Source organism: Aggregatibacter sp. oral taxon 458 str. W10330 (assembly GCF_000466335.1).
Classification (GTDB): Bacteria; Pseudomonadota; Gammaproteobacteria; order Enterobacterales; family Pasteurellaceae; genus Aggregatibacter.
The window spans coordinates 89,321-112,525 of the sequence record NZ_KE952604.1 but is presented as its reverse complement, the minus strand read 5'-3'; the positions used below and the strand labels follow the sequence as shown (position 1 = coordinate 112,525).

The window sequence follows — 23,205 nt, the reverse complement described above, 5'->3', positions numbered from 1 at the left end:
CATTATTCCCCTAATCCTGCGTTAATTGCAGCCCCGATACCCTCAATAGCTTGTTGTGCTTGCTCTCCGGTGGCCACAAAACGTAAACGATGGCCTTTCACTACACCTAACGCCACCACTTTCATTAAGCTTTTTGCGCTAACAAATGGCGTATTGCGATCGAGATTTTGTACGGCAACATTGGCGTTATATTTTTTCACTTCACTGACGAGAATCGCTGCTGGGCGCGCATGCAATCCATGTTCATTTTTGACTTCAAAAACCCCTTCTACAGATTCACTCAGATTTTCCACCGCACTTTCACCACTTGGCGCAGAAGTTGTTGGCTCAGAAGTGGTTAGTGCAACTTGGTCCATCACTTCGATGGTGTCCGGTTCACTTGGTGGCACGGAAGAAATCGCTTCGCCAAGTCCTGACGCAATCACTTTACCAATAGCTTCCACTGCAGCTTGTGCATCCTCGCCCTCTGCTACAAAACGTAAACGATGACCTTGCGTCACGCCCAAAGCGACAATTTTCATCAAGCTCTTAGCACTCACCGGCGCACTGCCGCGCGTGAGGTTTTCTACGGTTATTTGAGAAGTAAATTTTTTCACTTCGTTCACTAAAATGGCACTAGGACGGGCGTGTAAGCCGTGTTCGTTACGAATGGTAAAGGTGCCGACAACACGATTTCCCGTGACAGATGGCGTAACAGAAATGGTTGATGTTGTCTGTGTCGCGACTTGCGGAATCGCCTTGCCGTTTAATGCTACAGCAATCTGTGTGCTGTCGCCGTTTAACAAGATTTGCTGTACCTTGGCATCTAACAGACGAGCTAACGTGTCGTCAATTTGCTCGTTGACATAAGCCACAGTTACCACGCCATGCACCATTTTATTATTCACATTAAACGCCTGTTTTGCGCGACTGAACGCCAGCCCATTTTTTTGATTGCCGACTGCGGCATCGGTCACCCATAAACCCTGCGCCAACGGCAATGCCGGATTGGCAATGACTTCCGAAACGTACTGATGATTGACCGCACTTTGTTGTTCTAATTTGCCGGCATTAATGGCAATTAGAGTGAGCAAACTGCTGGTGTCCACATCCAAGCTGATGTTTTCGGCAGCCACATTCAATTCGTCTGCTTCGCCCATTAAAATGGCGCGGAATTTTTTCACATCGGTGAGCGTGGCTAATCTTGTAGCCGTGTCTTCATCGCCGAGAACGTGAGTCAGTTGACGCAATAATGCCAAATGCTCGTCAGAACGTGCCGCAATGCCGATCACCACATAGGCGATATTACCTTCGCCCCATTCAATCCCTTGTGGAAATTGGAAAATCTGTACGCCGGTGTTTTTTACCATACCACGGGTGTCTAACGTGCCGTGCGGAATGGCGATGCCATTGCCTAAAAAGGTCGATGTTTGTTGTTCGCGCCCTAACATGCCTTGTAAATAACCGCTTTCTACATAACCAGCCTGTTCAAGGGCATTGGCTGCCAGCGTAATGGCTTGTTGCTTATTGTCAGCTTGAGCCGCTAAATGAATGTTGCTTTCGGGTAAATTAAACATTCTGTCTCCTTGTTTCTACGAGGGTATCAATGGGGTGCTGAATCCTGCAAAAACCTTTCAGCTGGGTTTTAAAATACAAAAAACTGCCGGTAAAAACCGACAGTTTTTTGATTATTTGCCACCGCAAAGTTTGAGCAATTCTTCTGAACCTTGCACGATATATTCGTCATTTTCAGACCGTACTTTGCCACGCTGTAAATCTAACATGGCATCATAAATACCTTGGGTCACGCTTGGTGTATCAATATGGCTCCAACATGTTGCATTCAGCTTACCAAAATTGGTTTGTAACGCCGCCGCATGGATCACGCCACTGTAATACGCATAGATATTCGAGTCATGTCCGCCTTTATGTAATTTTTCTTTGATTTGTTCCACCGGCACAAGAATTCGACCTAAATACCAATCGTTCGCACCGCTGGCAAAAGAATTCACATAATAATCACGATCAACACGACCTTCATATGTTTCAACCGTTGCCGCATAGGCAGTCGCATAAGATTTTTTATCGATTTTTGATTGTTCTAAATTAATCACCGTTTTTTTATGCGCGGAAGAAAAAGGCAAATAAGAGGAAAACGAACACGCACTGAGCGTACCAATTAAAAAACAAACAGAAAGTTTTTTTAACATGAGAAACCTTTAAATTTCACTTAACCATAAATAAAAATAAGCTGTTATTCTATAACGCAGCTCCCCTATTTAGCAATAAACCCCGAAAAATCCTTCTGCTGATTAAAATACGTTAAATCCGCTAATGTATTGATGTTGGTGAATGCCTGTTTATTTTCGGAAAAGTCCACACTCACCGCCTCGTTTTGACGCATAAACTGCAACATTCTGCGCTCGCCGGAAGCTAAATAAGCCGCCAACTTGTCTTTTAGGCTGCGCGCCATTAAACAAAACGTAGGATGCTCACGTTCGCCATCATGCACATAAGCAATAGAAACGCCGTGAAAATCCACCGCACTTTTCAATTTTTCCAGTAAATTGTCCGGGAAGAATGGGCTATCACAAGGAACAAATAACACAAAATCCGTGTCAGCACGTTCCAACGCGGTCAAAATCCCACTTAACGGCCCGTGAAAGCCTTCGAGATTATCGCCAAACACCGGCAACCCGGCCGTCGCATAAATCGCCTGATTGCGATTGGCGTTAACAGAAATCTGTTCCACTTGCAAACGTAGGCGGTCGTAAATAAATTGAAACAGCGGCTTACCGTGCAATAATTGCAATCCCTTATCCGCGCCGCCCATTCGCTTAGCTTGTCCGCCGGCTAAAATGACGGCACTAATTGACATTGTCATATTTTCTTCCGAGGTTAATTACAGTATGATCTTGCTTAATTTTTTTTCAATAATAAGGAAATGCGTATGAAATGTCATCGCCTGAATGAAGTGTTGGAACTTTTACAACCTTATTGGTCTAAAGACGCCGATCTCTCATTAATGCAGATTTTACAAAAAATCGCTGATGAAGCCGGGTTTGACAAACCGCTTGCGGAACTGCCTGACGAAGTCGTTATTTATCACTTAAAAATGGCCGGCAAAGACAAATTCGAGCCGATTCCCGGCATTAAAAAAGATTATGAAGAAGACTTTAAAACTGCGTTATTAAAAGCACGCGGTATTATTAAATAAATCAATTAGTTGAGGATGACACATGAAAAAATGGTTCTTTTTAGCAATGGCCGCTGCCTTTTCACTTTCTACACACGCGTTGGATTTAACGGAAGGTAAACAATATCTTGTCATTGAAGGACAACAGCGCACCGCACAACCTGAAGTGATCGAATTTTTCTCTTTCTATTGCCCACATTGCTATGCTTTTGAAACTCAATATCATATTCCGCAAAAAATTGCCGAGGCATTACCTGAAGGCACATCATTCAAACAATACCACGTGGACTTCTTAGGTCGTCAATCAGAAAACCTCACTCGCGCATGGGCATTAGCCTTAGCCATTAATGCTGAAGAAAAAGTCAGAATGCCATTATTTAAAGCAGCACAGGCTAACGCATTAAAATCCATGGATGACATTCGTCAAATCTTCATTGATAACAGCATTTCTGCTGAACAATTCGATGGTGGCATTAATAGCTTTGCCGTCAATGGTTTAGTCAGCAAACAGCAAAACTTAGTGGCAAAATACCAAGTGCGCGGCGTACCGGATTTTTATGTTAACGGCAAATATCGCGTGAATATGGAAGGCTTAGCCCATAATGAAAACAGTTTTGTGGATGAATATGTGCAAACCGTAAAAGGTTTATTGCAAAAATAACGAAAAATTGGTTTAATGCCTGCCGATTTTATTTTTGATACGTATTTTAGAGGATTATATGGCTGAGAGTTTTAGCGTAACCCGTCGTTTTTTTGACGACAAAAATTATCCGCGCGGTTTTGCCCGCCACGGTGATTACACCATCAAAGAAGCACAAGCCTTAGAGCAACACGGTCAGGCTTTCCGTGCATTAGATGCCGGCGAACGCAAACCGGAAACGCAAGAAGAAAAAGACTTCGTGGCGTTCTGTCGTGGTGAACGTGCCGCAGAAACCTTCTTTGAAAAAACTTGGCAGAAATATCGCAGCCGTATCTCTACCAACAAACGCCTTTATACCTTATCCGGTGTGGTTGGCGTGGACAATCTGGACGACTACTCGGCAGACTAATCACTTAAACAACAATCAGAAGGCTTGGGATTCCGAGCCTTTTGTTTTTACGACCGCCAATCCCATGAATGCTATGCTTAATTTACCCGTTGATCGTTACGCCGAATTGCTCGCAGAAAAGCAACAAAAACTGACCGCACTTTTATCGCCATTTAATGCACCTGATTTGCAGGTGTTCGCCTCGCCAACGCAGCATTTCCGTATGCGTGCGGAATTTCGCATTTGGCACGACGGCGATGATTTCTATCACATCATGTTCGACCAACAGAGCAAACAACGTTATCGGGTAGATAATTTCCCTATCGCCAGCGAACTGATTAATCGCATGATGACGGCATTGTTACCGTTGTTAAAACAGCAAAAAGTCTTACACCACAGATTGTTCCAAATCGATTATTTAAGCACGCAAAGTCAACAGATTATCGTCAGTTTGTTGTATCACAAAACTTTGGATGACGAGTGGCAAACCGCGGCGCAAACCTTGCGTTCACAACTCCAACAGCAAGGTTTTAACGTGCAAATTGTCGGACGTGCCAGTAAGCAGAAAATTTGTCTGGAACAGGATTATGTAGATGAAATCCTAAACGTTCACGGCAAAGGCTACATTTATCGCCAAGTGGAAAACAGCTTCACGCAACCAAACGCGGCAGTAAACAGCAAAATGTTGGAATGGGCGGTGGATTGCACGCGTAATAGCCACGGGGACTTATTGGAGCTTTATTGCGGCAACGGCAATTTTTCTATCGCACTAGCGCAAAACTTCCGCAAAGTCTTGGCGACAGAAATTGCCAAGCCTTCGGTAGCCGCCGCGCAATTTAACATCGCAGCGAATCAGATAAACAATTTACAAATCATCCGAATGTCAGCGGAAGAATTCACGCAAGCCATGCAAGGCGTGCGCGAATTTAATCGCTTAAAAGGCATTGATTTGAAAGCCTATGAATGCAACACTATTTTCGTTGATCCGCCACGTGCCGGCTTAGATGCGGAGACCGTTAAACTGGTGCAACAATATGAGCGCATTTTGTATATTTCCTGCAACCCGCATACGTTGTGCGACAACCTGAAAGCCCTCAGCCAAACCCATCACATTGAAAAAGCCGCCTTGTTCGATCAGTTTCCTTACACGGAACATATGGAATCGGGCGTGTGGTTGGTGAGAAAGGGATAAACATGAACATCCAACTTCTCTGCGAAACCCAAACGCTGCAAAATTCTACCGCACTTTTTGCCGAAGCCGGCTTAACGCACGATCCCAACAGCCCGTTGGCATTGGTGTGGACGGAAGCGGAAGGCGTGACGCGCTTAGAATTACGCAAATTAGACGAGCCTAAATTAGGCGCAGTATTTGTGGATTTTGTCGGCGGTACCATGGCACATCGCCGCAAATTTGGTGGCGGTCGCGGTGAAGCGGTGGCAAAAGCGGTAGGTATTAAACAAGATAAGCTGCCGACAGTCATTGATGCGACGGCAGGCTTAGGGCGTGATGCCTTTGTATTGGCGGCACTCGGTTGCCAAGTGAAACTGGTTGAACGCCATCCGGTCGTACGTTTGTTGTTACAAGATGGCTTACAACGTGCTTATGCCGACGAAGAAATCGGTCCATGGATGCAACAAAATATGCAACTGTTGCCTTATCAACACATCAATCAACTGAATCCTGATACGGATTTCGCTGACGTGGTGTATCTCGACCCCATGTACCCGCACAAAGCCAAAAGTGCCTTGGTGAAAAAAGAAATGCGCGTGTTTCAACATTTGGTCGGTGCCGATTTAGATGCGGACGAACTGCTTGCGCCTGCGCTTCAACTCGCCCGTCAACGCGTCGTAGTGAAACGCCCCGACTACGCGGATTTTCTCGCGCAAAAAGCACCGCACTTTTCGCGCGAAACGAAGAATCATCGCTTTGACGTGTATGTGAACCATCACATTCATGATCGCTAAATACACAAAATAGCATCCAGATCATAACCCCGATAGGTCTTTGCGTTATAATTTACTTCTATTTATTTGCAATAACAGGAGTCTTCATAATGAACGCAAAGCACCTCGCTCACTACATTGATCACACCGCGCTAACTGCAGAAAAAACAGAAGCGGATATCTTAACATTATGCGATGAGGCCATTGAATATCAGTTTTTTTCAGTTTGCATTAACACTTGTCATATTCCTTTGGCCAAACAAAAATTGGCCGGTACACCGGTAAAAATTTGTACTGTTGTCGGCTTTCCATTAGGCGCGAATTTAACCTCAGTCAAAGTATTTGAAACACAAGCCGCCATTGCTGCCGGTGCAGATGAAATTGATATGGTCATCAATGTGGGCTGGATTAAATCAAATCAATGGGCCGCTGTAAAAGAAGATATTCAAGCCGTCTTAGCCGCCTGTCAGGGCAAACCGTTAAAAGTCATTTTAGAAACCTGCTTGCTCACAAAAGAGGAGATTGTAAAAGCCTGTGAAATCAGTAAAGCCTTAGGGGTCGCCTTTGTTAAAACATCAACCGGCTTTAATCGGGGCGGTGCGACCGTCGAAGATGTGGCACTAATGAAACAGGTAGTTGGAGACATGGGTGTAAAAGCCTCCGGAGGGATTCGAGATACGCAAACAGCGCTTGCGATGATTGAAGCCGGCGCAACACGCATTGGTGCCAGTGCCGGTATTGCTATTGTGAAAGGGATTAAAGACAATAATAGCGATTATTAATCCGCCTCATTTAAGATGGGAAATCAGCGTCTGTTGATGTTCCCATCTGGTGGGCTTATCTATTCGTCCAAAATCACTTTGCCAATGTAGCCGAGATTACGATGGCGTTGTGCATAATCAATACCATAGCCGACAACAAACTCATCAGGAATAGTGAATCCTACCCAATCAACCGGCACATCCACTTCACGGCGTGAAGGTTTATCCAATAACGTGCAAATGGTCAACGAACTCGGCTCGCGTAGATTTAAAATATCACGCACTTTTTGTAAGGTGTAGCCGGTATCGATAATATCTTCCACGATCAGCACATGTTTGCCTTTAATGTCGCCATCAAGATCCTTGCTGATACGCACATCATGATTAGAATTCATGGCATTACCGTAACTGGATGTGGTCATAAAATCGATTTCCACAGGCAAGTGAATTTCGCGCACCAAATCTGCCATAAACATGAAAGAACCACGTAACAAGCCGACAACAACCAATGGCGTATGGATATTTTTATGTTGATAAAAATTGGTAATTTCTTGGCCTAATTCCGCAATGCGACTGCGCACATCCTGTTCGGAAATCAGAATATCAACATGGTGTTTTTTCATAGAACAACTGCCTTTAACTGGGGATAACGTGCGAGTATTTTAGCAAAAAAAAGACTGAAGTCTAAACTTCAGTCTTTTGAATACCCTAACGAATTTACTTTTTACTCTACCTGTTATGGAGCATGATGCAAACTTTAAAATGAAACCAATCACCTTAACTGCAATACTTAACAGATGGAACGCATTGTATCAGAGATCTCATTCTTGTCAATAAGAATTATTATCATTTAATAAAATAGAATCTAATTTCCGGAAATTTTCAGATTTTCCAACAGGATCGAACCGGTCTGGATATTCGAACGATGTTCAATATCATCCCCAACTGCCACAATATTACGTAACATATCCTGCAATCTGCCAGCAATGGTGATTTCAGCCACCGGATATTGAATTTCACCGTTTTCCACCCAGAACCCGGCGGCGCCACGTGAGTAGTCACCGGTAACCAAATTTACCCCTTGCCCCATCACTTCTGTTACCAATAACCCGCGTCCCATTTCACGTAAAAGTGCGGTCAGTTTTCCAGATGAATTGGGCTGGACCAACCAGTTGTGAATGCCACCGGCGTGTCCCGTGCTTTGCATACCCAGCTTACGACCGCTATAACTGGTGAGCAAATAGGTTTGCAAAATCCCTTGACGAATAATCTCCAAATCCTGCGTTCTAACGCCTTCGCTATCAAATGGCGTTGAGGCAAGGCGGCCAATTAAATGTGGTTTTTCACTAATATGAAACCAATCCGGCAAAACTTGCTTGCCAAGATGATCTAGCAAGAAACTGGCTTTACGATATAAACTGCCACCACTAATAGCCGCAGCTAAATGGCTGATTAAGCCGGTCGCCACATCATTTAAGAAAATTACCGGTGCTTGCTGCGTGGCGATTTTTTGCGGTTGTAAACGAGCAAGGGTTTTTCGTGCGGCATTTTCCCCCACCCATTGTGCCTTTTCCAAGGCATTCATATCTCGAGAAACCGTGTATTCATAATCCCGTTCCAGTTGATCATCATGTGCAGCGATAACTGAGCAAGACAACGAATAGCGGCTAGACAAATAACTTTGCAACATACCATGGCTATTTCCATACACCCGCACGCCGGTATGAGCGTTGAAAGACGCGCCCTCGCTGTTGACAATGCGTTTGTCAAATTCTAGCGCCGCTTTTTCTGTCTCTAATGCCAACTGCGCAGCACGATCCACATCAATATCTGCCGCGTGATACAAATCTAGATCCGGTGCATCAAATGCCATTAATGCTTTGTCGGCTAAACCGGCACAATCATCGGGTGAGGTATATTTCGCAATCGCTAATGCGGCTTCTACGGTATTTTTAATGGCTTCAGGGCTTAAATCGGAAGTGGAGGCATTGCCTTTTTGTTGACCTAAATAAACTGAAATGCCTAATGCGCCATCATTATTAAATTCAACGTTTTCAATATCTTTTAAACGGGTAGAAACCGATAACCCTCCGGATTTCGTCACCCCCACTTCAGCCGCCGCACCGGCTTTTTGTGCAATTTCAAGGGCAAGACTGACCGCATCGCGTAATTGTTGTTCTTGTTGCTGTAAAAGTGCGGTCTGATTTTCAAGAGTTTTTACTGACATAAAGGAATTTCTCGTGGTTAAAAATGCCCTGATTTTAGCCTATTTTTCTTTTTAAGGCTAACCGCAAAAAAATACGCCTCAGGTTGTCACACAATCCCGAGGCATATTTTGTCAGTAAGAAAAACTAATCGATTTTAAAACTAATCGATTTTAAAACTAATCGGCACAGAAATCGATGCGCCCATACCTGCCGGTCGAGGCCCAATCGATCTGGCGCTATTTACCGCACTTAACGCTGCATTATCCAAATCTTCAACCCCTGAACTCTTCGCAATCGCTACGCCAGTGATAGAACCATCTGCACCAATAGTAAAGGAAACCGTCACCACGCCCTGCTTACGCATCATTTTCGCGCGAGCAGGATAGCGTTTGTGTCGCTCAATTTCACGGCGCAACGCAGAACGGTAAGCATCAAGCTCACTACCGCTAGCGCCATTCCCCATTAAGTTAGGATTCGTCGTCGTTGCTGGACCGGTTGTCGTTGCCTTTGAATTCACAGAAGCGTTAGATTCAACTGTTCTATCGCCTATCTGCGCATCAGGGCTTGGTTTGACTTTTGGTTTTTCTTTTGGCTTTTGTTTAGGTTTTTCTTTTGGCTTCTCTTTCGGCTCTTGCGGCTTTTCCGGTTCTTTTGGTTTTTCAACCTTTGGTGGTTCCGGTTTAACGGTTGGATCCTCAACGGTTTCCTGTTTTTCCGGTTCCGGGGCTTTTTCTTCCACCGGCGGCGGATCAGCCTCGACCATGGCCATCATCATTTCCATGGAAATACTGGTTGAAATTTCACCGGTCGCACTGTTAGCACTCGTATCCGTGGTATTCACATGGCTGCCAAAAAGCCAAACTATTATCGCAATATGAATCGCAGCAGATAAGAGAAAGCTCAAGAGTGAACGTTTTGCATTCTGCATTCACATTCTCCTACTTGCCGGCACCGACGGCTTGTTCTGCAGGTTTTATCCCTTGAGATTCCACTGATTTGAGCGCCTGCGGATTCGTGTTTTTGGGTTTCTCGCCACTTTTATCTTTCGTTGCCACAATGGCGACATCTTTAATGTCATTTTTCGCCAATAAATCCGTGACAGACACAAAATCTTGGAATGTGGCATCCGCATCAATCTTTAAGGTCACTTTTTGGGTTTTATCCCAACCGGCAATTTCAGTCTCCAGCGCTTCAAGCGTGGTCGGTTTGTCATTAAAAAACAACTCACCCTTTGCCGTAACAGTCAATAATTTTGCCAACTCGCTAGACTTAAACGCGACGGAAGCACTCGCTTTCGGCACATTCACTTGAATTTTCCCTTGTGAAATGAAAGAGGCGGTAATCAACACGATAGCCAACAATACCAACATAATATCAATAAAAGGGATAATGTTGATTTCATCAAACTTTTTCACAGACTATTCCTTATGTTCGCTATCGTCTTTATTTTTTTGAGAATTTAATACTTTCCACTTTAAACGGTTGACTTCAACCTTGCGTCCTAATGCGTTATAGAAAATCATGGACGGGATCGCCACCAAGATACCAAGTGCGGTCGCTTTTAACGCCAAAGATAAATGCATCATAATCTCGCCGGCATTGACTTCGCCACCGGCTTGACCGATTTGATAAAAGGTTAAAAGAATGCCGATAACGGTTCCTAGCAGACCAACATAAGGTGCATTCGCGCCGATGGTGGAAATTACAGTGAGATTGCGGTTTAAATCAATTTCAAGTGCATGAATGGTGGAATATTGACTGACTTTAACGCGGGCTAAGAAAATAAAACGCTCAATCACCATGGCGAGCATTAAGATGCTCATAAAAAGCAATAAACCGATAATAATGTAATCACTGTACTTTTGTAAAAAGTCAAAAATCTGCGGCATTTGTTTTTCCTTTGAATAGGCTCGAAAAAATAAGTAAAAGAAAACTATAAATAGGAATTTTCTTTAACTGATAATAAGTCGCATTTATTATAACCCTCTTCAATGATTTGTAAATCAAAACTTATCAATAGGTTAAAAGCATTAATGACGTGATTTAAGGAGAAAACAAGTAAGAGAATAGGAAGAAAAGAGAGAAAGAAAAAGGAAAAAATTGATAGAAAACCCTGTGGCTGAGGCGATAGTCGGACGCTAACAAATAAAAAAATCTGCACCTTCGTCCGTTACTTATGTTATCTAACGTTTCGCGTGCAGATTCTTCTAAATATACGAAATTATTCGCCTAAACGCTCTTTAATACGAGCTGCTTTACCGGAAAGTGCGCGTAAGTAGTAAAGTTTCGCTTTACGTACCGCACCTTTACGTTTCACTACGATGCTATCCACTGCCGGAGAGTGAGTTTGGAATACACGCTCAACACCAACACCGTTAGAGATTTTGCGTAGGGTGAATGCAGAATGCAAGCCACGGTTACGAATTGCAATAACCACGCCTTCGAATGCTTGCAAACGACGCTTACTACCTTCAACAACCCATACTTTCACTTCTAATGTGTCACCTGGACGGAAGCTTGGTACGTTTTGTTTTAATTGTTCTTGTTCAAGTTGTTTAATGATGTTAGACATTTTTGATCCTTTTTGATCCTAGAATTAACTGAGTTTACTGTTATATTCGGCTTTCACCTGTTTTAACAGCTTACGTTGTTCGTCAGTCAGAGCTAGGCCTTCCAGTAGCTCAGGGCGTCGTAACCATGTTCTCAATAACGATTGTTTTAATCGCCATTTACGAATTTCTTCATGGTGTCCCGACATCAGCACGGGGGGCACAGTTAATCCGTCAAGCACTTCAGGGCGCGTATAATGCGGGCAATCCAGTAATCCGTCGGCAAACGAATCTTCCTCGGCGGAAGCTTGTTTACCAAGCACACCTGGGATAAATCGGGCAACTGCATCAATTAACGTCATTGCCGGCAATTCACCACCAGTGAGGACATAATCACCTACCGACCATTCTTCATCAACAACCGTTTCAATCAAACGCTCGTCAATGCCTTCGTAGCGGCCGCATAACAAAATTAACTTCTGATTCTGCGCTAATTCCTCTACGCCTTGTTGATCGAGTTTACGACCTTGCGGCGAGAGATAAATCACTTTCACACCTTCACCTGCGACTTCTTTTGCCGAATCAATAGCATCCTTTAATGGTTGCACCATCATCAGCATTCCCGGGCCTCCGCCATAAGGACGGTCATCCACGGTTTTATGCTTATCGTGCGTAAAATCTCTTGGATTCCAGCACCGCACTTGTAACAGGTTTTGCTTAACAGCCCTGCCGGTTACCCCATATTCCGTAATTGCTTTAAACATTTCAGGGAACAGACTTATTACCCCAATCCACATAATTTAGCCTTAACTTTTGAGCCTTATGTTAATGTTACCGCAAAGCGCTACGGCATACCTGAGATTAGAAACCAGCGTCCCAATCCACTGTAATCGTCTTAGTGGCGGGATCGACTCTTTTAACTACTTGTTCATACAAGAACGGAATTAACCGCTCTTGTTTCCCGAAAGCATCTTTTACATTGGCTTTTACCACCAATACATCATTGGAACCGGTTTCCATCATTTCAGTCACGGTTCCCATGGCATAACCTTCTAGGTTCACCACCGCACAACCGATTAAATCGTGCCAGTAGTAATCCCCTTCTTCCAAGGTTGGAAATACCGATAAATCGACACCGATTTCCACATTGGCAAGAATTTGCGCCGCTTCACGATCATCCACGCCTTTTAATTTAACGATCAGTTCGTGATTATGATGACGCCAGTTTTCCAGTTCGATTGGCTGCCACTGCCCTTTGATTTTCAAAAACCAAGGTTGATAATTAAAGATACTTTCAGCTTGTTCTGTGGATGAGTAAATACGTAACCAACCGCGAATACCATAAGTCGAACCTAATTTGCCGACAGTTTCGATTCTTTGTTGTTGCATATTCATCACCTCAAAAAAGTAAAATTACGCAGCTTTTTGCGCTTCTTTTACTAAAGTCGCAACGCGATCAGACAATGAAGCACCTTGGCTAACCCAGTGGTTAACACGGTCTAAATTGATACGAACACGTTCTGCATTGCCTTGTGCGATTGGATTGAAGAAACCAACACGCTCAATGAAACGACCGTCACGTGGTGAACGGCTGTCAGCAACTACGATTTGGTAAAATGGGCGTTTTTTAGCTCCGCCACGAGATAAACGAATGGTTACCATAACCTTCCTCTAATAATTTAATTACAAAAAGAAAACTCTCAAATATCGAAAGTTAAATGAGAGTTAAACTTACTTTTTTCTCTGTATATATAGACAAAAAGCCTGTGGATTGTACTCTTTTCCCGGCAAAAAGCAAGCCGGAAATACGATGTCGGCTTTTCTTAAATAATCCGCGAAAATTGCTGTTGCTTGGCTTGTACGCGAGAGTAAGTGTCAAAACACAAACAAATATTACGAATCAACAAACGGCCTTTCGGAGAAACGACAATTTGTTCATCGCCAATCTCTAACAAACCGTCGGCTGCCAAAGGCGCTAGCAACGCCAAATCTTCTGCAAAGTGTTGTTTAAAGTTAATGTTGTACTGTTTTTCTAATGGCGCATACGCTAATTTAAAGTTACAAATTAATTGTTTAATCACATCACGACGTAGGCAATCTTCTTCTGTCATCGCCAAGCCTTTGTGTAAAGCAATGCCATTTTCCTCCACGTGGGCATAATAGGTTTTCAGATCTTTTTGGTTTTGTGCGTAGGTGTCGCCTAACAAGCTAATAGCCGACACTCCCAATCCCAGCAAATCGCATTCTTCCTGTGTGGTGTAACCTTGGAAATTACGATGCAAAATGCCTTTTTGCTGTGCAATGGCAAGTTCATCATCCGGTTTCGCAAAGTGATCCATACCGATAAATTTATAGCCGGCATTTCCCAAGGTTTCGATGGTTTTTTGCAAAATTTCCAGCTTGGTTTCCGGCTTAGGTAATTGCCATTCTTTAATTTTCGCCTGACCGGCAAAACGACTAGGCAGGTGGGCATAGTTAAACACACTGAGACGATCAGGATTGAGCTCAATCACTTTTTGCAATGTGAACATAAAACTTTCTACGGTTTGCAACGGAAGACCGTAAATTAAATCCAAATTAGTCGATTGGAAACCCAACTCACGGGCGCGCACCAATAAAGCATTGACAAATGCCTCATCTTGCTCGCGATTCACCGCTTTTTGCACGCCTTTATTGAAATCTTGCACGCCCATACTAATACGGTTAAAACCAATGTTGCGCAAATGATCCAGCATAGAAAGCTCAATTTCACGCGGATCCATTTCAATACTTATTTCTGCATTTTCGGCGATCTTGAAGTGTTCACGCAGCATATTCATTAAACGGGCAGATTGTTCTTCCGTTAAATAGGTCGGCGTGCCGCCGCCCCAATGCACTTGGGTCGCCACGCGATTTGTAAATAATTTCGACCGCGCTTTGATTTCTTTTTCAAGAAAATCTAAATAGATATCCGCTTTATGTTGATGACGGGTGATGACCTTATTACAACCACAGAAATAACAAAGTTTATGACAAAACGGAATGTGTACATATAACGACAGCGGGCGGTCAGGATAACGCTGTGTAGCCGCGATAAAATCCTCGTTCGTATAATGTTCATTAAATTCCAATGCTGTCGGATAAGACGTATAACGCGGACCGGATTGATTGTATTTCTGAATTAATGCCAAATCCCAAATAATCTCAGACATTAAATTTCTCCCAATATTTTTTATAATTTTTCAATATCAGCCAATAGCTGATGTAACTCCAACTTAATGTTTTTTTCAAGTGCCGCTTCAGCACTTTCACGTTGCAAATCTAAACGCATACGTTCGTTCTTTTTTAATGCTTTGCGCGCCTCATGTGTCGGCATCGTTTCAACCACTTCATATAACTGCAGCATGGTAACATGGTTTTTAATGCTCATTCCCACCGGTTCTAATAGCATTTTCAGACGCAACACGCCCTCGGAAAGATTGCAATCGCCATTCAGCATGGCTTTGGCAATGATCTCGATGCTTTCCTTAATACGATTGATTCGGTTTCGACGAGCTTGTTGCAACGCCTTTTTTTGCTTTTGCAAGGCAAGCAATAAATAGGTGGCATAGCCTATCATCCCCACAATGATACAAACTGCCACAAGCAATAACACTGTCTTCCACATAATAAATAACGGGTTTATTTGAATTGGTTAATGTTGATTGTCTCAAAAGTGCGGTATAAATCTTCGGCGTTTTCCTCGTCTTCCACAATACCCAATTCTTCCATTAATTGTGCGACTCGCGCCAAGCACTCATCCACAAATTGCTGATCTTTGAGAGACAATTGCTTGCCTTCTTCCAGTTGATCCAACAAGTGATTTAAGCATTCATTATTTTCCAATTGCGTCAATTCTATCATTGGATCCAATGGCGCTTTTGATTCGGTTTGTGGTATTGGAATACGTTGCCCTTTTTCTGGTTTATTGACGAATTCCACGATTAACGGTACTTTTTTACGACTGCCAATGCGCGGATCTTTCATCTCCAACGCTTGATTTTCGGCTTTCGCATTCACCGCACTATGGCGGGAACCTGAGGCTAATCCTTTGTGTTTACGTTTTTTCTTCTCTTCACGCGCCTTTGCATCAAGTTCATAACGCGTTGCCTGACGACCTGAACGTGGTGCGGTCGGTTTTTTATCGGTTTTGCGGGTCGGCATAATATCCGTCACGCGACGGGTCTTTTTCTGACGGGACATAACGTATCTCTTAGCGAATAAAATTAAGCGGCGATTGTACCACCGTGTAAGAAATTTAACGAGAGGAACGCCAAATCCTCTACCGATTTTATCATGCCATTCATTGAAATTTTCTTAAAAAGCAGTAAACTAGCGCACAATTTTTTGGCCTTGTTTTCTGCAAGCTAAAAAATCACATCTTTATAAACTTTAAATGTTACCTGTGAGTAACAGAAGGACAATTCAACATGACTACAAAAGTAAATAGCTATGGCTGGAAAGCCTTGCTAGGTTCTGCCGTTGGCTATGCGATGGACGGTTTCGATCTTCTTATCCTCGGTTTTATGTTAAGTGCCATCTCTGCCGATTTGGGGTTAACCCCAGCGCAAGGCGGTTCTTTAGTCACTTGGACATTGGTTGGTGCTGTTTTCGGTGGCATCGTTTTCGGTGCATTAAGTGATAAATATGGCCGTGTGCGCGTGTTAACGTGGACGATCATTCTTTTTGCGGTATTTACCGGTTTATGCGCATTGGCACAAGGTTATTGGGATTTACTGGTTTATCGTACGATCGCCGGTATCGGTTTAGGCGGTGAGTTCGGGATTGGTATGGCGTTGGCGGCGGAAGCTTGGCCGGCACGTCATCGTGCAAAAGCGGCTTCTTATGTGGCGCTTGGTTGGCAGGTCGGGGTGTTAGGCGCGGCATTGTTAACCCCATTATTATTGCCACAAATCGGTTGGCGTGGCATGTTTGTGGTGGGCATTTTCCCTGCATTTGTCGCGTGGTATTTACGTGCCCGTTTGCATGAGCCTGAAATTTTTGTGCAAAAACAGACCGCACTTCCAAAATCAACAACAAACCGTTGGGCATCTAAATTGGAGTCATTCAAGTTATTAGTGAAAGATAAAGCCACCGCCAAAATCAGTTTAGGCGTGGTCATTCTGACTTCCGTGCAAAACTTCGGTTATTACGGCATTATGATTTGGATGCCAAACTTTCTCTCCAAACAACTTGGTTTCAGCTTAACGAAATCCGGCGTATGGACGGCAGTAACGGTTTGCGGCATGATGGCGGGCATTTGGATTTTCGGGCGTTTGGCCGATCATATTGGGCGTAAACCAAGTTTTCTATTATTCCAAGCTGGGGCTGTCGTCAGTATCATCGCCTATTCTCAATTAACGGATCCGAATACCATGTTAATTGCCGGAGCATTCTTAGGGATGTTTGTTAACGGCATGATGGGCGGTTACGGTGCTTTAATGGCAGAAGCTTATCCAACTCAAGCACGCGCTACCGCACAAAACGTGTTGTTTAACTTAGGACGTGCGGTGGGCGGGTTTGGCCCGGTAGCGGTGGGCGCAGTGGTTTCTGCGTATTCCTTCCAAACCGCCATTGCCTTTTTGGCGGTGATTTATGTCATTGATATGTTAGCCACAGTGTGTTTAGTGCCGGAATTAAAAGGCAAAGAGTTACATTAATGCGATAAAAGTGCGGTTGAAAAATGAGGTATTTTCTCACCGCACTTTACTTCTCGTCCTATCCAAAAAGTAAAACAAAAAACCGCTCAAATGAGCGGTTTTTCTTTAATCATAAAAAGGCAAAAATTAAGCTAATTTTTTGATTTGTGCAGCTAATTTAGATTTGTGGTTTGCTGCTTTATTAGCGTGAATTAAGCCTTTAGAAGCCATGCGGTCAACAACTTTTTGCATTTCAACGAATGCTGCTTCAGCTGCTGCTTTCTCACCCGCTGCTACTTGAGCATAAACTTTTTTGATGTAAGTACGCATCATAGAGCGTTGGCTTGCGTTGTGTTGACGGCGTTTTTCAGATTGAACCGCGCGTTTTTTTGCTGACTTGATATTAGCCAAGGTCAAACTCCTAAAAATTTCTGTTAGTTAATAGTGACAAAATAGGGGCGTAAATATGCCGATTTCTTATACTTTTGTCAACGGGAATTTTGTGTTGATTTCGGTGAGACACAACCGAAAGTTGGCATCGTTATACTTAACAAGCTCTTCCTAAATGGGCTCACCAAACGATGTGCGCGGGATTTTAACAGTTTTTTCCCTTAGAATATAGCGTAAAAACGAAATTTCTATACAATTAGGCAAATTTTATCATTCAGAGTAATTCGTTTTGAGTAAAAGATTATTAAAATCCGGCATGATCGTGAGCGGAATGACGCTTGTTTCGCGTGTATTAGGCTTGGTTCGCGATGTTGTGATCGCCAATTTAATTGGTGCGGGTGCGGCGGCAGACGTATTTTTGTTCGCCAACCGTATTCCTAATTTCCTCCGCCGATTATTCGCCGAAGGGGCCTTTTCACAAGCGTTTGTGCCGGTATTGGCGGAATATCAAAAATCCGGTGATTTATCCAAAACCCGTGAATTTATCGGCAAAGTGTCGGGCACGTTGGGCGGTTTGGTCACGGTCGTGACGTTATTAGCGATGATCGGCTCGCCGGTGGTCGCGGCCATTTTCGGCACAGGTTGGTTTGTGGATTGGCTGAATGACGGGCCGAATGCGGAAAAATTCACGCAAGCCTCCTTGTTGCTCAAAATCACCTTTCCTTATTTATGGTTTGTGACCTTCGTTGCGCTGTCCGGTGCGATTCTTAATACCATCGGCAAATTCGGTGTGATGTCGTTCTCGCCTGTGTTGCTCAATATTGCCATGATTGCCACCGCACTTTGGCTGGCACCGCAGTTGGAAAATCCGGATTTAGGCTTGGCTATCGGGATCTTTCTCGGTGGGTTATTACAATTTCTGTTTCAACTGCCTTTCTTATATCAAGCCAAATTATTGGTGAAGCCAAAATGGGCATGGCATGACGAAGGCGTGAAGAAAATCCGCACGCTGATGATCCCCGCCTTATTCGGTGTTTCCGTGAGCCAAATCAACTTGCTACTTGATACCTTTATTGCCAGTTTTTTAATGACGGGCTCCATCAGCTGGCTGTATTATTCCGACCGCTTGTTAGAGTTTCCTCTTGGGTTGTTCGGTATCGCCATTTCTACGGTGATTTTGCCGACCCTTGCCCGCCACCATGTGAATCGTGACGATAATGCCAAAAGTGCGGTAGATTTTCGCAACACAATGGACTGGGGCGTTCGCATGATTTTATTGCTCGGCGTGCCTGCCATGATTGGTATTGCTGTGTTAGCGCAACCGATGTTGCTCGTGCTGTTTATGCGGGGTAGCTTTACCTTTAGTGATGTGCAATCAGCCTCTTATTCCCTGTGGGGCTTTAATGCAGGGCTTCTAAGCTTCATGTTAATCAAGATTTTGGCAAACGGTTATTACGCCCGCCAAGACACCAAAACACCAGTGAAAATCGGCATCATTGCCATGGTGAGCAACATGGCGTTCAATTTATTAGCGATTCCTTTCAGTTACGTAGGCTTGGCGATGGCGTCTGCCATGTCGGCAACGTTAAACGCCTATCTGCTTTATCGCGGTTTGGCGAAAGCAGACGTCTATCATTTCAGCCGTCAAAGTGCGGTGTTTTTTCTGAAAGTTTTTTGTGCTGCTGCCATGATGGGACTGTTAGTTTGGTATAACAGCCCAACACTCATTGAATGGAATACCATGAGTTTTCTTACCCGTGTGCATTGGCTCGCCTGGCTGATTGTTTTAGCCGCAATTGTTTATGGTGGCATGTTGCTGGTCTTGGGGCTGCGTAAACAACACCTCTTAGTAAAAGAGCTAAATCAGTGAGAAAACACCGCTAAATCCAATGAAAAGAGGAGAAAATGACATCTCATCTTCTCCCCTTTAACCACATCAAACAGACATGAGTTTTTTCCAACGGAGACCGCAAAGTGCGGTCATTTTTTCATGCGTTTTACTCAAACAAAGAGCGATGTAAGACTCGAACAATATCATCGGCCTTATCGCTGTCAGCTAATAAGCAAATGTTATTGGTGCTGGCACCATAGCTGATCATGCGGATATTATACGCATCTAAGGTTTCAAAAATCCGTTTGGCAACACCGGAGGCTGTATGTAACTCATTACCAATTAACGCAATTAAAGATAAACCCACATCCACTTTCACGGTGCAAAATTCACTTAATTCACGGAGTAATTCTTCTGATAACAAGCTTGCACCGGAAGATGCCGATCCGGTTTTATCCAAGGTTAACGCAACACTGACTTCCGATGTGGTAATGGTATCTACGGAGATTTTGTGTTTGGCTAAAATGGTAAAGATATTCGCTAAGAAACCTTGGGCGTGCAACATATTTAAGCTGGAGAGTGTGAGCAGGGTTTGGTCACGACGTAGGGCAATTGCACGGAATGTCGGACGAGGTTGCGGATTGCGGGTCACCCAAGTACCGCCCTCTTGTGGCGCTTTGCTGGAACCGACATAGACCGGGATATTGCTACGCACTGCCGGTAGTAAGGTTGCCGGGTGCAACACTTTCGCACCGAAGGTTGCCATTTCTGCCGCTTCGGAAAAACTCATGGTATCAATGCGTTGTGCGTTTGACACGATGCGAGGATCGGTGGTGTAAATGCCGGCAACATCGGTCCAAATCAACACATCTTGTGCGTTTAAGACTTCCGCTAATAGGGCAGCAGAATAGTCGCTACCGCCACGTCCTAAGGTGGTCGTTTTACCTTGTTCATCACGCCCGATAAAACCTTGGGTAATGACTAACTCACCGCGTTCGATTAACGGTTTCAAGAGGTTATCGCAGTTTTGACGCGTTTGTTCATCGTTTGGTGCGGCTTTGCCGAAATGGCTGTTGGTGGCAACAATAGTACGCACATCCAACCAAGTGGCTTCAATTTGTAATTCACGCAACACTTCCACAAAAATCAAGGAAGACATCATTTCACCATGACTGATTAATTCATCGGTTAATGCCAAGGAGGTGGCTAAATTCGCGGCTTCCGCCAATGAGGTGATATTGGCTAATAAGGCTTCGATTTTTGGACGCACGCGACTGTCGTCTTTTAATTCTGTCAAAATGTTTTCTTGAATTTGACGGACTTCATTCAGCAATTTATTGCGTTCCGGTTCTTCACAACCGTTTGCTAAGGCGACCAATAAATTGGTGACACCGGCGGAAGCAGATAGGACAACAACGCGAGTATTAGGATCGGCAATCACGATGTTGGCACAAGATTGCATGGCAGGGTAGTTGGCGACGCTGGTGCCACCGAATTTAGCGACTGAAAGATGAGACATAAAAAAAACTCCGATAAATAAGTATGATTTGTGTGTTTACCCTACAAATACTGATTTACCGGAGTTTTGTCAAACAATTAATTTTAATTTTTAAATAATATCTAAAAAATGCCCTCTTTTTTAAGAACGGATCGAATAATCGCCTACGCACACCCATTTATAGGTGGTGAGTGCCTCTAATCCCATTGGGCCGCGTGCGTGTAATTTTTGTGTGCTTACCGCCACTTCTGCTCCTAGACCAAATTGTCCGCCGTCAGTAAAACGGGTGCTGGCATTGACATAAACTGCCGCTGAATCCACTTGCGCGATAAATTGCTGTGCCTGCTTTTGCGAAGAGGTCAAAATACTGTCGGAGTGTTGACTGCCATATTGACGAATATGTGCGACGGCTTGTGCTAAATCTTCGACGACAACGACATTTAAATCCAATGACAGCCATTCTTGTTTCAGTTCGGCTTCCACTAATGGCACCACATTGGCACCGGCTTTTTGCAATAAGAAAAGTGCGGTCGGATCTGCGTGTAATTTTACGTTTTTCTCTTTCAACGTTTCTGCCAGTTTAGGTAAAAAGTCATTTGCAATTCTGCGTTGCACCAACAGCGTTTCCAAGGTGTTACAGGTACTTGGGCGTTGTGTTTTTGCATTGAAAATCACCGGCAGTGCTTTTTCCAAATCGGCGGTTTCTTCAATGAACATATGACAAACGCCGATGCCGCCGACAATCACCGGAATGGTTGAATGTTCTTTTGCCAATTGATGCAACGCAGCTCCGCCACGAGGGATGATCATGTCGACATATTGGTCTAATTTCAGTAATTCCATGACCAGCGCACGATCAGGATCGGTAATGGCTTGAACCGCCGCTTTGGGCAAACCTGCACGCGCTAAGGCAGTTTGCACCACGTCCACCAAAATTTTATTGGAATGTTGTGTTTCTTTGCCGCCGCGTAGAATGACAGCGTTGCCGGTTTTTAAACAAAGACTTGCCACATCAATCGTCACATTTGGACGCGCTTCGTAGATCGTGCCGATAACCCCTAAAGGCACGCGAACTCGTTCAATTTTGACCCCACTATCCAACACGCCTCCGTCAATAATCCGTCCAACGGGATCAGCAAGGGAAATCACATGACGCACGTCATTAGCTATGCCCTGTAAACGCTCAGGTGTTAACAATAAACGATCAATAATGGCGTCGGATAAACCGTTTTGTTTGGCACTTTCGATGTCTTGCGCATTGGCGGCTAAGATACGAGCTTGTTCTTGTTCTAATTGCTCGGCGATTAATGCTAAGGCTTGATTTTTTTCGCGTTGGGAAAGCTGGGAAAGTACGAAAGCAGCCTCTTTCGCCTGTTTTCCCATTTCAATTAAATTGACGGACATCTTTTCTCCTATTTCGTTTTTTGCGGTAATTTGTCGTCTTTATGATGCGTTGAAATATCTTGTTCCTGATAATCAAAAATCGGCAGGCCCCATTCAAAGTAAATTGCCAGTAAGCGGGTAATAAAGCCGACAATCAAGGTAATGACAATCAAGGTAATGATAATCACGATGTTTTGATCTACCTGTAGATGTTGTAGACCGATGTAAATAGCCGTCGCTAATAATGCCACACTGGCGTATAGCTCTTTCTGGAACACGAGTGGAATACGATTACACAATAAATCACGCAACACGCCGCCGAATGCGCCGGTAATAATGGCGGCAATTACGGCTATTGTCGTGCCGTGCCCCATATCTAACGCGATTTGAGCACCAATAATGGAAAAAACGATAAGCCCAACGGCATCCAGTACCAAGAAAATGGTGTGAAAATAACGCATGAAATGGCGAATAAAAGGCGCGATAAATACGGTTAACACCGCAGCCGAGGCGACGATAATAAAATATTCGGGATGTTTTACCCACCCAAGCGGATAATGCCCTAAGAGCACATCGCGCACGGAACCGCCACCGATAGCGGTCATGCTGGCAATAATAACGACGCCGAAAATATCCATTTTCTCTCGACCTGCAGCAAGGGCGCCGGTAATGGCTTCTGCGGTGATACCAATGATATAGAGAATGCTGAGCAGCATAAGGTTCCTTAAAGTGCGGTGAATTTTTGCGTTATTTTAGAGAGAGAAAGGGCAAAATACCATGTT

At 44.0% G+C, this 23,205-nt stretch carries 27 protein-coding genes; 8 read left to right on the top strand and 19 right to left on the bottom strand.

The genetic code is table 11. The annotated features are described in order from the left end of the window. Positions 1-2 precede the first annotated feature (2 nt). From fruB to mobA, 3 genes are all read right to left on the bottom strand, one after another. Positions 3-1,556, bottom strand: coding sequence for a fused PTS fructose transporter subunit IIA/HPr protein (gene fruB / locus HMPREF9065_RS05615; protein WP_021615911.1), 1,554 nt, complete (start codon positions 1,554-1,556; stop codon positions 3-5). A gap of 111 nt (positions 1,557-1,667) precedes the next feature. Continuing rightward, positions 1,668-2,189 carry a hypothetical protein gene (locus tag HMPREF9065_RS05620; protein ID WP_033002489.1) on the bottom strand — a complete coding sequence of 174 codons (522 nt, stop codon included), beginning with the start codon at positions 2,187-2,189 and terminating at the stop codon, positions 1,668-1,670. A gap of 65 nt (positions 2,190-2,254) precedes the next feature. Then, positions 2,255-2,863: a molybdenum cofactor guanylyltransferase MobA gene (gene mobA / locus HMPREF9065_RS05625; protein ID WP_021615909.1), complete on the bottom strand. Its 609-nt coding sequence runs from the start codon at positions 2,861-2,863 to the stop codon at positions 2,255-2,257. Positions 2,864-2,929: 66 nt separating this feature from the next. Between mobA and HMPREF9065_RS05630 the strand changes: the two genes are divergently transcribed. From HMPREF9065_RS05630 to deoC, 6 genes are all read left to right on the top strand, one after another. Then, positions 2,930-3,196: a YihD family protein gene (locus HMPREF9065_RS05630; RefSeq protein WP_033002488.1), complete on the top strand. Its 267-nt coding sequence runs from the start codon at positions 2,930-2,932 to the stop codon at positions 3,194-3,196. Between the two features lie 22 nt (positions 3,197-3,218). After that, entirely contained in the window at positions 3,219-3,836 is a 618-nt protein-coding gene (locus tag HMPREF9065_RS05635; RefSeq protein WP_021615907.1) for a thiol:disulfide interchange protein DsbA, read from the top strand. 58 nt (positions 3,837-3,894) lie between these two features. Beyond that, positions 3,895-4,224 (top strand): DUF413 domain-containing protein, encoded by a 330-nt coding sequence (locus HMPREF9065_RS05640; protein ID WP_021615906.1) that lies wholly within the window; start codon positions 3,895-3,897, stop codon positions 4,222-4,224. A gap of 73 nt (positions 4,225-4,297) precedes the next feature. Continuing rightward, a complete protein-coding gene (trmA, locus tag HMPREF9065_RS05645; protein WP_033002512.1) occupies positions 4,298-5,395 on the top strand; it encodes a tRNA (uridine(54)-C5)-methyltransferase TrmA in 1,098 nt (365 codons plus the stop codon). Positions 5,396-5,397: 2 nt separating this feature from the next. Continuing rightward, positions 5,398-6,168 carry a class I SAM-dependent methyltransferase gene (locus tag HMPREF9065_RS05650; protein ID WP_033002487.1) on the top strand — a complete coding sequence of 257 codons (771 nt, stop codon included), beginning with the start codon at positions 5,398-5,400 and terminating at the stop codon, positions 6,166-6,168. 89 nt (positions 6,169-6,257) lie between these two features. Next, positions 6,258-6,929, top strand: a complete 672-nt coding sequence (deoC, locus tag HMPREF9065_RS05655) for a deoxyribose-phosphate aldolase (RefSeq protein WP_021615903.1) — start codon at positions 6,258-6,260, stop codon at positions 6,927-6,929. Positions 6,930-6,988: 59 nt separating this feature from the next. On the opposite strand, the gene hpt is transcribed toward deoC, so the two are convergent. The 12 genes from hpt to yihI form a co-directional block, all read right to left on the bottom strand. Beyond that, positions 6,989-7,531 (bottom strand): hypoxanthine phosphoribosyltransferase, encoded by a 543-nt coding sequence (gene hpt, locus HMPREF9065_RS05660; RefSeq protein ID WP_021615902.1) that lies wholly within the window; start codon positions 7,529-7,531, stop codon positions 6,989-6,991. A gap of 242 nt (positions 7,532-7,773) precedes the next feature. Continuing rightward, the gene (pmbA, locus tag HMPREF9065_RS05665; protein ID WP_021615901.1) at positions 7,774-9,135 is read right to left on the bottom strand and encodes a metalloprotease PmbA; all 1,362 of its coding nucleotides are present in this window, start codon (positions 9,133-9,135) and stop codon (positions 7,774-7,776) included. Positions 9,136-9,275: 140 nt separating this feature from the next. Continuing rightward, positions 9,276-10,043 (bottom strand): energy transducer TonB, encoded by a 768-nt coding sequence (locus tag HMPREF9065_RS05670; protein ID WP_021615900.1) that lies wholly within the window; start codon positions 10,041-10,043, stop codon positions 9,276-9,278. A 10-nt stretch (positions 10,044-10,053) separates the two neighbouring features. Continuing rightward, a complete protein-coding gene (gene exbD, locus HMPREF9065_RS05675; protein WP_021615899.1) occupies positions 10,054-10,530 on the bottom strand; it encodes a TonB system transport protein ExbD in 477 nt (158 codons plus the stop codon). 3 nt (positions 10,531-10,533) lie between these two features. Further along, on the bottom strand, positions 10,534-11,004 hold the full coding sequence (gene exbB, locus HMPREF9065_RS05680) for a TonB-system energizer ExbB (RefSeq protein WP_021615898.1): 471 nt from the start codon (positions 11,002-11,004) through the stop codon (positions 10,534-10,536). Between the two features lie 332 nt (positions 11,005-11,336). Further along, positions 11,337-11,687, bottom strand: a complete 351-nt coding sequence (gene rplS, locus HMPREF9065_RS05685) for a 50S ribosomal protein L19 (protein ID WP_021615897.1) — start codon at positions 11,685-11,687, stop codon at positions 11,337-11,339. Between the two features lie 24 nt (positions 11,688-11,711). Beyond that, positions 11,712-12,461 carry a tRNA (guanosine(37)-N1)-methyltransferase TrmD gene (gene trmD, locus HMPREF9065_RS05690; protein ID WP_021615896.1) on the bottom strand — a complete coding sequence of 250 codons (750 nt, stop codon included), beginning with the start codon at positions 12,459-12,461 and terminating at the stop codon, positions 11,712-11,714. Positions 12,462-12,525: 64 nt separating this feature from the next. Next, complete coding sequence (gene rimM / locus HMPREF9065_RS05695) at positions 12,526-13,053, bottom strand: ribosome maturation factor RimM (protein ID WP_033002486.1); 528 nt, start codon at positions 13,051-13,053, stop codon at positions 12,526-12,528. A 24-nt stretch (positions 13,054-13,077) separates the two neighbouring features. Next, entirely contained in the window at positions 13,078-13,326 is a 249-nt protein-coding gene (rpsP, locus tag HMPREF9065_RS05700; RefSeq protein WP_006719370.1) for a 30S ribosomal protein S16, read from the bottom strand. A gap of 161 nt (positions 13,327-13,487) precedes the next feature. Next, the gene (gene hemN, locus HMPREF9065_RS05705) at positions 13,488-14,855 is read right to left on the bottom strand and encodes an oxygen-independent coproporphyrinogen III oxidase (RefSeq protein WP_021615894.1); all 1,368 of its coding nucleotides are present in this window, start codon (positions 14,853-14,855) and stop codon (positions 13,488-13,490) included. A 20-nt stretch (positions 14,856-14,875) separates the two neighbouring features. Further along, the gene (locus HMPREF9065_RS05710) at positions 14,876-15,310 is read right to left on the bottom strand and encodes a DUF2489 domain-containing protein (RefSeq protein WP_021615893.1); all 435 of its coding nucleotides are present in this window, start codon (positions 15,308-15,310) and stop codon (positions 14,876-14,878) included. A 14-nt stretch (positions 15,311-15,324) separates the two neighbouring features. Next, positions 15,325-15,885 carry a Der GTPase-activating protein YihI gene (gene yihI / locus HMPREF9065_RS05715; RefSeq protein ID WP_021615892.1) on the bottom strand — a complete coding sequence of 187 codons (561 nt, stop codon included), beginning with the start codon at positions 15,883-15,885 and terminating at the stop codon, positions 15,325-15,327. Between the two features lie 227 nt (positions 15,886-16,112). Between yihI and HMPREF9065_RS05720 the strand changes: the two genes are divergently transcribed. Next, complete coding sequence (locus HMPREF9065_RS05720; RefSeq protein ID WP_021615891.1) at positions 16,113-17,342, top strand: MFS transporter; 1,230 nt, start codon at positions 16,113-16,115, stop codon at positions 17,340-17,342. Between the two features lie 126 nt (positions 17,343-17,468). Here the strand turns inward: HMPREF9065_RS05720 and rpsT are convergent, their stop codons facing one another. Further along, positions 17,469-17,732: a 30S ribosomal protein S20 gene (gene rpsT, locus HMPREF9065_RS0109455; protein ID WP_005548279.1), complete on the bottom strand. Its 264-nt coding sequence runs from the start codon at positions 17,730-17,732 to the stop codon at positions 17,469-17,471. A gap of 268 nt (positions 17,733-18,000) precedes the next feature. Between rpsT and murJ the strand changes: the two genes are divergently transcribed. Continuing rightward, on the top strand, positions 18,001-19,581 hold the full coding sequence (gene murJ / locus HMPREF9065_RS05725) for a murein biosynthesis integral membrane protein MurJ (RefSeq protein WP_033002485.1): 1,581 nt from the start codon (positions 18,001-18,003) through the stop codon (positions 19,579-19,581). A 127-nt stretch (positions 19,582-19,708) separates the two neighbouring features. Here murJ and lysC read toward each other — a convergent pair whose 3' ends face one another. The 3 genes from lysC to HMPREF9065_RS05740 all read right to left on the bottom strand — a co-directional run bounded on the left by lysC (position 19,709) and on the right by HMPREF9065_RS05740 (position 23,139). Beyond that, positions 19,709-21,061, bottom strand: a complete 1,353-nt coding sequence (gene lysC, locus HMPREF9065_RS05730; protein WP_021615888.1) for a lysine-sensitive aspartokinase 3 — start codon at positions 21,059-21,061, stop codon at positions 19,709-19,711. 120 nt (positions 21,062-21,181) lie between these two features. Continuing rightward, positions 21,182-22,444, bottom strand: a complete 1,263-nt coding sequence (gene proA / locus HMPREF9065_RS05735; protein ID WP_021615887.1) for a glutamate-5-semialdehyde dehydrogenase — start codon at positions 22,442-22,444, stop codon at positions 21,182-21,184. Positions 22,445-22,452: 8 nt separating this feature from the next. After that, complete coding sequence (locus HMPREF9065_RS05740; RefSeq protein ID WP_021615886.1) at positions 22,453-23,139, bottom strand: trimeric intracellular cation channel family protein; 687 nt, start codon at positions 23,137-23,139, stop codon at positions 22,453-22,455. Positions 23,140-23,205: the final 66 nt, after the last annotated feature.

What these genes read in the sequence shown, in the direction of transcription:
- HMPREF9065_RS05640 (WP_021615906.1), top strand. Translation starts at nt 3,895, where the DNA reads ATGGCTGAGAGTTTTAGCGTAACCCGTCGTTTTTTTGACGACAAAAAT.
- exbB (WP_021615898.1), bottom strand. Translation starts at nt 11,004, where the DNA reads ATGCCGCAGATTTTTGACTTTTTACAAAAGTACAGTGATTACATTATT.
- HMPREF9065_RS05720 (WP_021615891.1), top strand. Translation starts at nt 16,113, where the DNA reads ATGACTACAAAAGTAAATAGCTATGGCTGGAAAGCCTTGCTAGGTTCT.
- yihI (WP_021615892.1), bottom strand. Translation starts at nt 15,885, where the DNA reads ATGTCCCGTCAGAAAAAGACCCGTCGCGTGACGGATATTATGCCGACC.
- proA (WP_021615887.1), bottom strand. Translation starts at nt 22,444, where the DNA reads ATGTCCGTCAATTTAATTGAAATGGGAAAACAGGCGAAAGAGGCTGCT.
- trmD (WP_021615896.1), bottom strand. Translation starts at nt 12,461, where the DNA reads ATGTGGATTGGGGTAATAAGTCTGTTCCCTGAAATGTTTAAAGCAATT.
- HMPREF9065_RS05710 (WP_021615893.1), bottom strand. Translation starts at nt 15,310, where the DNA reads ATGTGGAAGACAGTGTTATTGCTTGTGGCAGTTTGTATCATTGTGGGG.
- HMPREF9065_RS05740 (WP_021615886.1), bottom strand. Translation starts at nt 23,139, where the DNA reads ATGCTGCTCAGCATTCTCTATATCATTGGTATCACCGCAGAAGCCATT.
- trmA (WP_033002512.1), top strand. Translation starts at nt 4,298, where the DNA reads ATGCTTAATTTACCCGTTGATCGTTACGCCGAATTGCTCGCAGAAAAG.
- deoC (WP_021615903.1), top strand. Translation starts at nt 6,258, where the DNA reads ATGAACGCAAAGCACCTCGCTCACTACATTGATCACACCGCGCTAACT.
- pmbA (WP_021615901.1), bottom strand. Translation starts at nt 9,135, where the DNA reads ATGTCAGTAAAAACTCTTGAAAATCAGACCGCACTTTTACAGCAACAA.
- fruB (WP_021615911.1), bottom strand. Translation starts at nt 1,556, where the DNA reads ATGTTTAATTTACCCGAAAGCAACATTCATTTAGCGGCTCAAGCTGAC.
- HMPREF9065_RS05650 (WP_033002487.1), top strand. Translation starts at nt 5,398, where the DNA reads ATGAACATCCAACTTCTCTGCGAAACCCAAACGCTGCAAAATTCTACC.
- HMPREF9065_RS05635 (WP_021615907.1), top strand. Translation starts at nt 3,219, where the DNA reads ATGAAAAAATGGTTCTTTTTAGCAATGGCCGCTGCCTTTTCACTTTCT.
- HMPREF9065_RS05620 (WP_033002489.1), bottom strand. Translation starts at nt 2,189, where the DNA reads ATGTTAAAAAAACTTTCTGTTTGTTTTTTAATTGGTACGCTCAGTGCG.
- lysC (WP_021615888.1), bottom strand. Translation starts at nt 21,061, where the DNA reads ATGTCTCATCTTTCAGTCGCTAAATTCGGTGGCACCAGCGTCGCCAAC.
- HMPREF9065_RS05670 (WP_021615900.1), bottom strand. Translation starts at nt 10,043, where the DNA reads ATGCAGAATGCAAAACGTTCACTCTTGAGCTTTCTCTTATCTGCTGCG.
- mobA (WP_021615909.1), bottom strand. Translation starts at nt 2,863, where the DNA reads ATGACAATGTCAATTAGTGCCGTCATTTTAGCCGGCGGACAAGCTAAG.
- rplS (WP_021615897.1), bottom strand. Translation starts at nt 11,687, where the DNA reads ATGTCTAACATCATTAAACAACTTGAACAAGAACAATTAAAACAAAAC.
- hpt (WP_021615902.1), bottom strand. Translation starts at nt 7,531, where the DNA reads ATGAAAAAACACCATGTTGATATTCTGATTTCCGAACAGGATGTGCGC.
- hemN (WP_021615894.1), bottom strand. Translation starts at nt 14,855, where the DNA reads ATGTCTGAGATTATTTGGGATTTGGCATTAATTCAGAAATACAATCAA.
- rimM (WP_033002486.1), bottom strand. Translation starts at nt 13,053, where the DNA reads ATGCAACAACAAAGAATCGAAACTGTCGGCAAATTAGGTTCGACTTAT.
- rpsP (WP_006719370.1), bottom strand. Translation starts at nt 13,326, where the DNA reads ATGGTAACCATTCGTTTATCTCGTGGCGGAGCTAAAAAACGCCCATTT.
- HMPREF9065_RS05630 (WP_033002488.1), top strand. Translation starts at nt 2,930, where the DNA reads ATGAAATGTCATCGCCTGAATGAAGTGTTGGAACTTTTACAACCTTAT.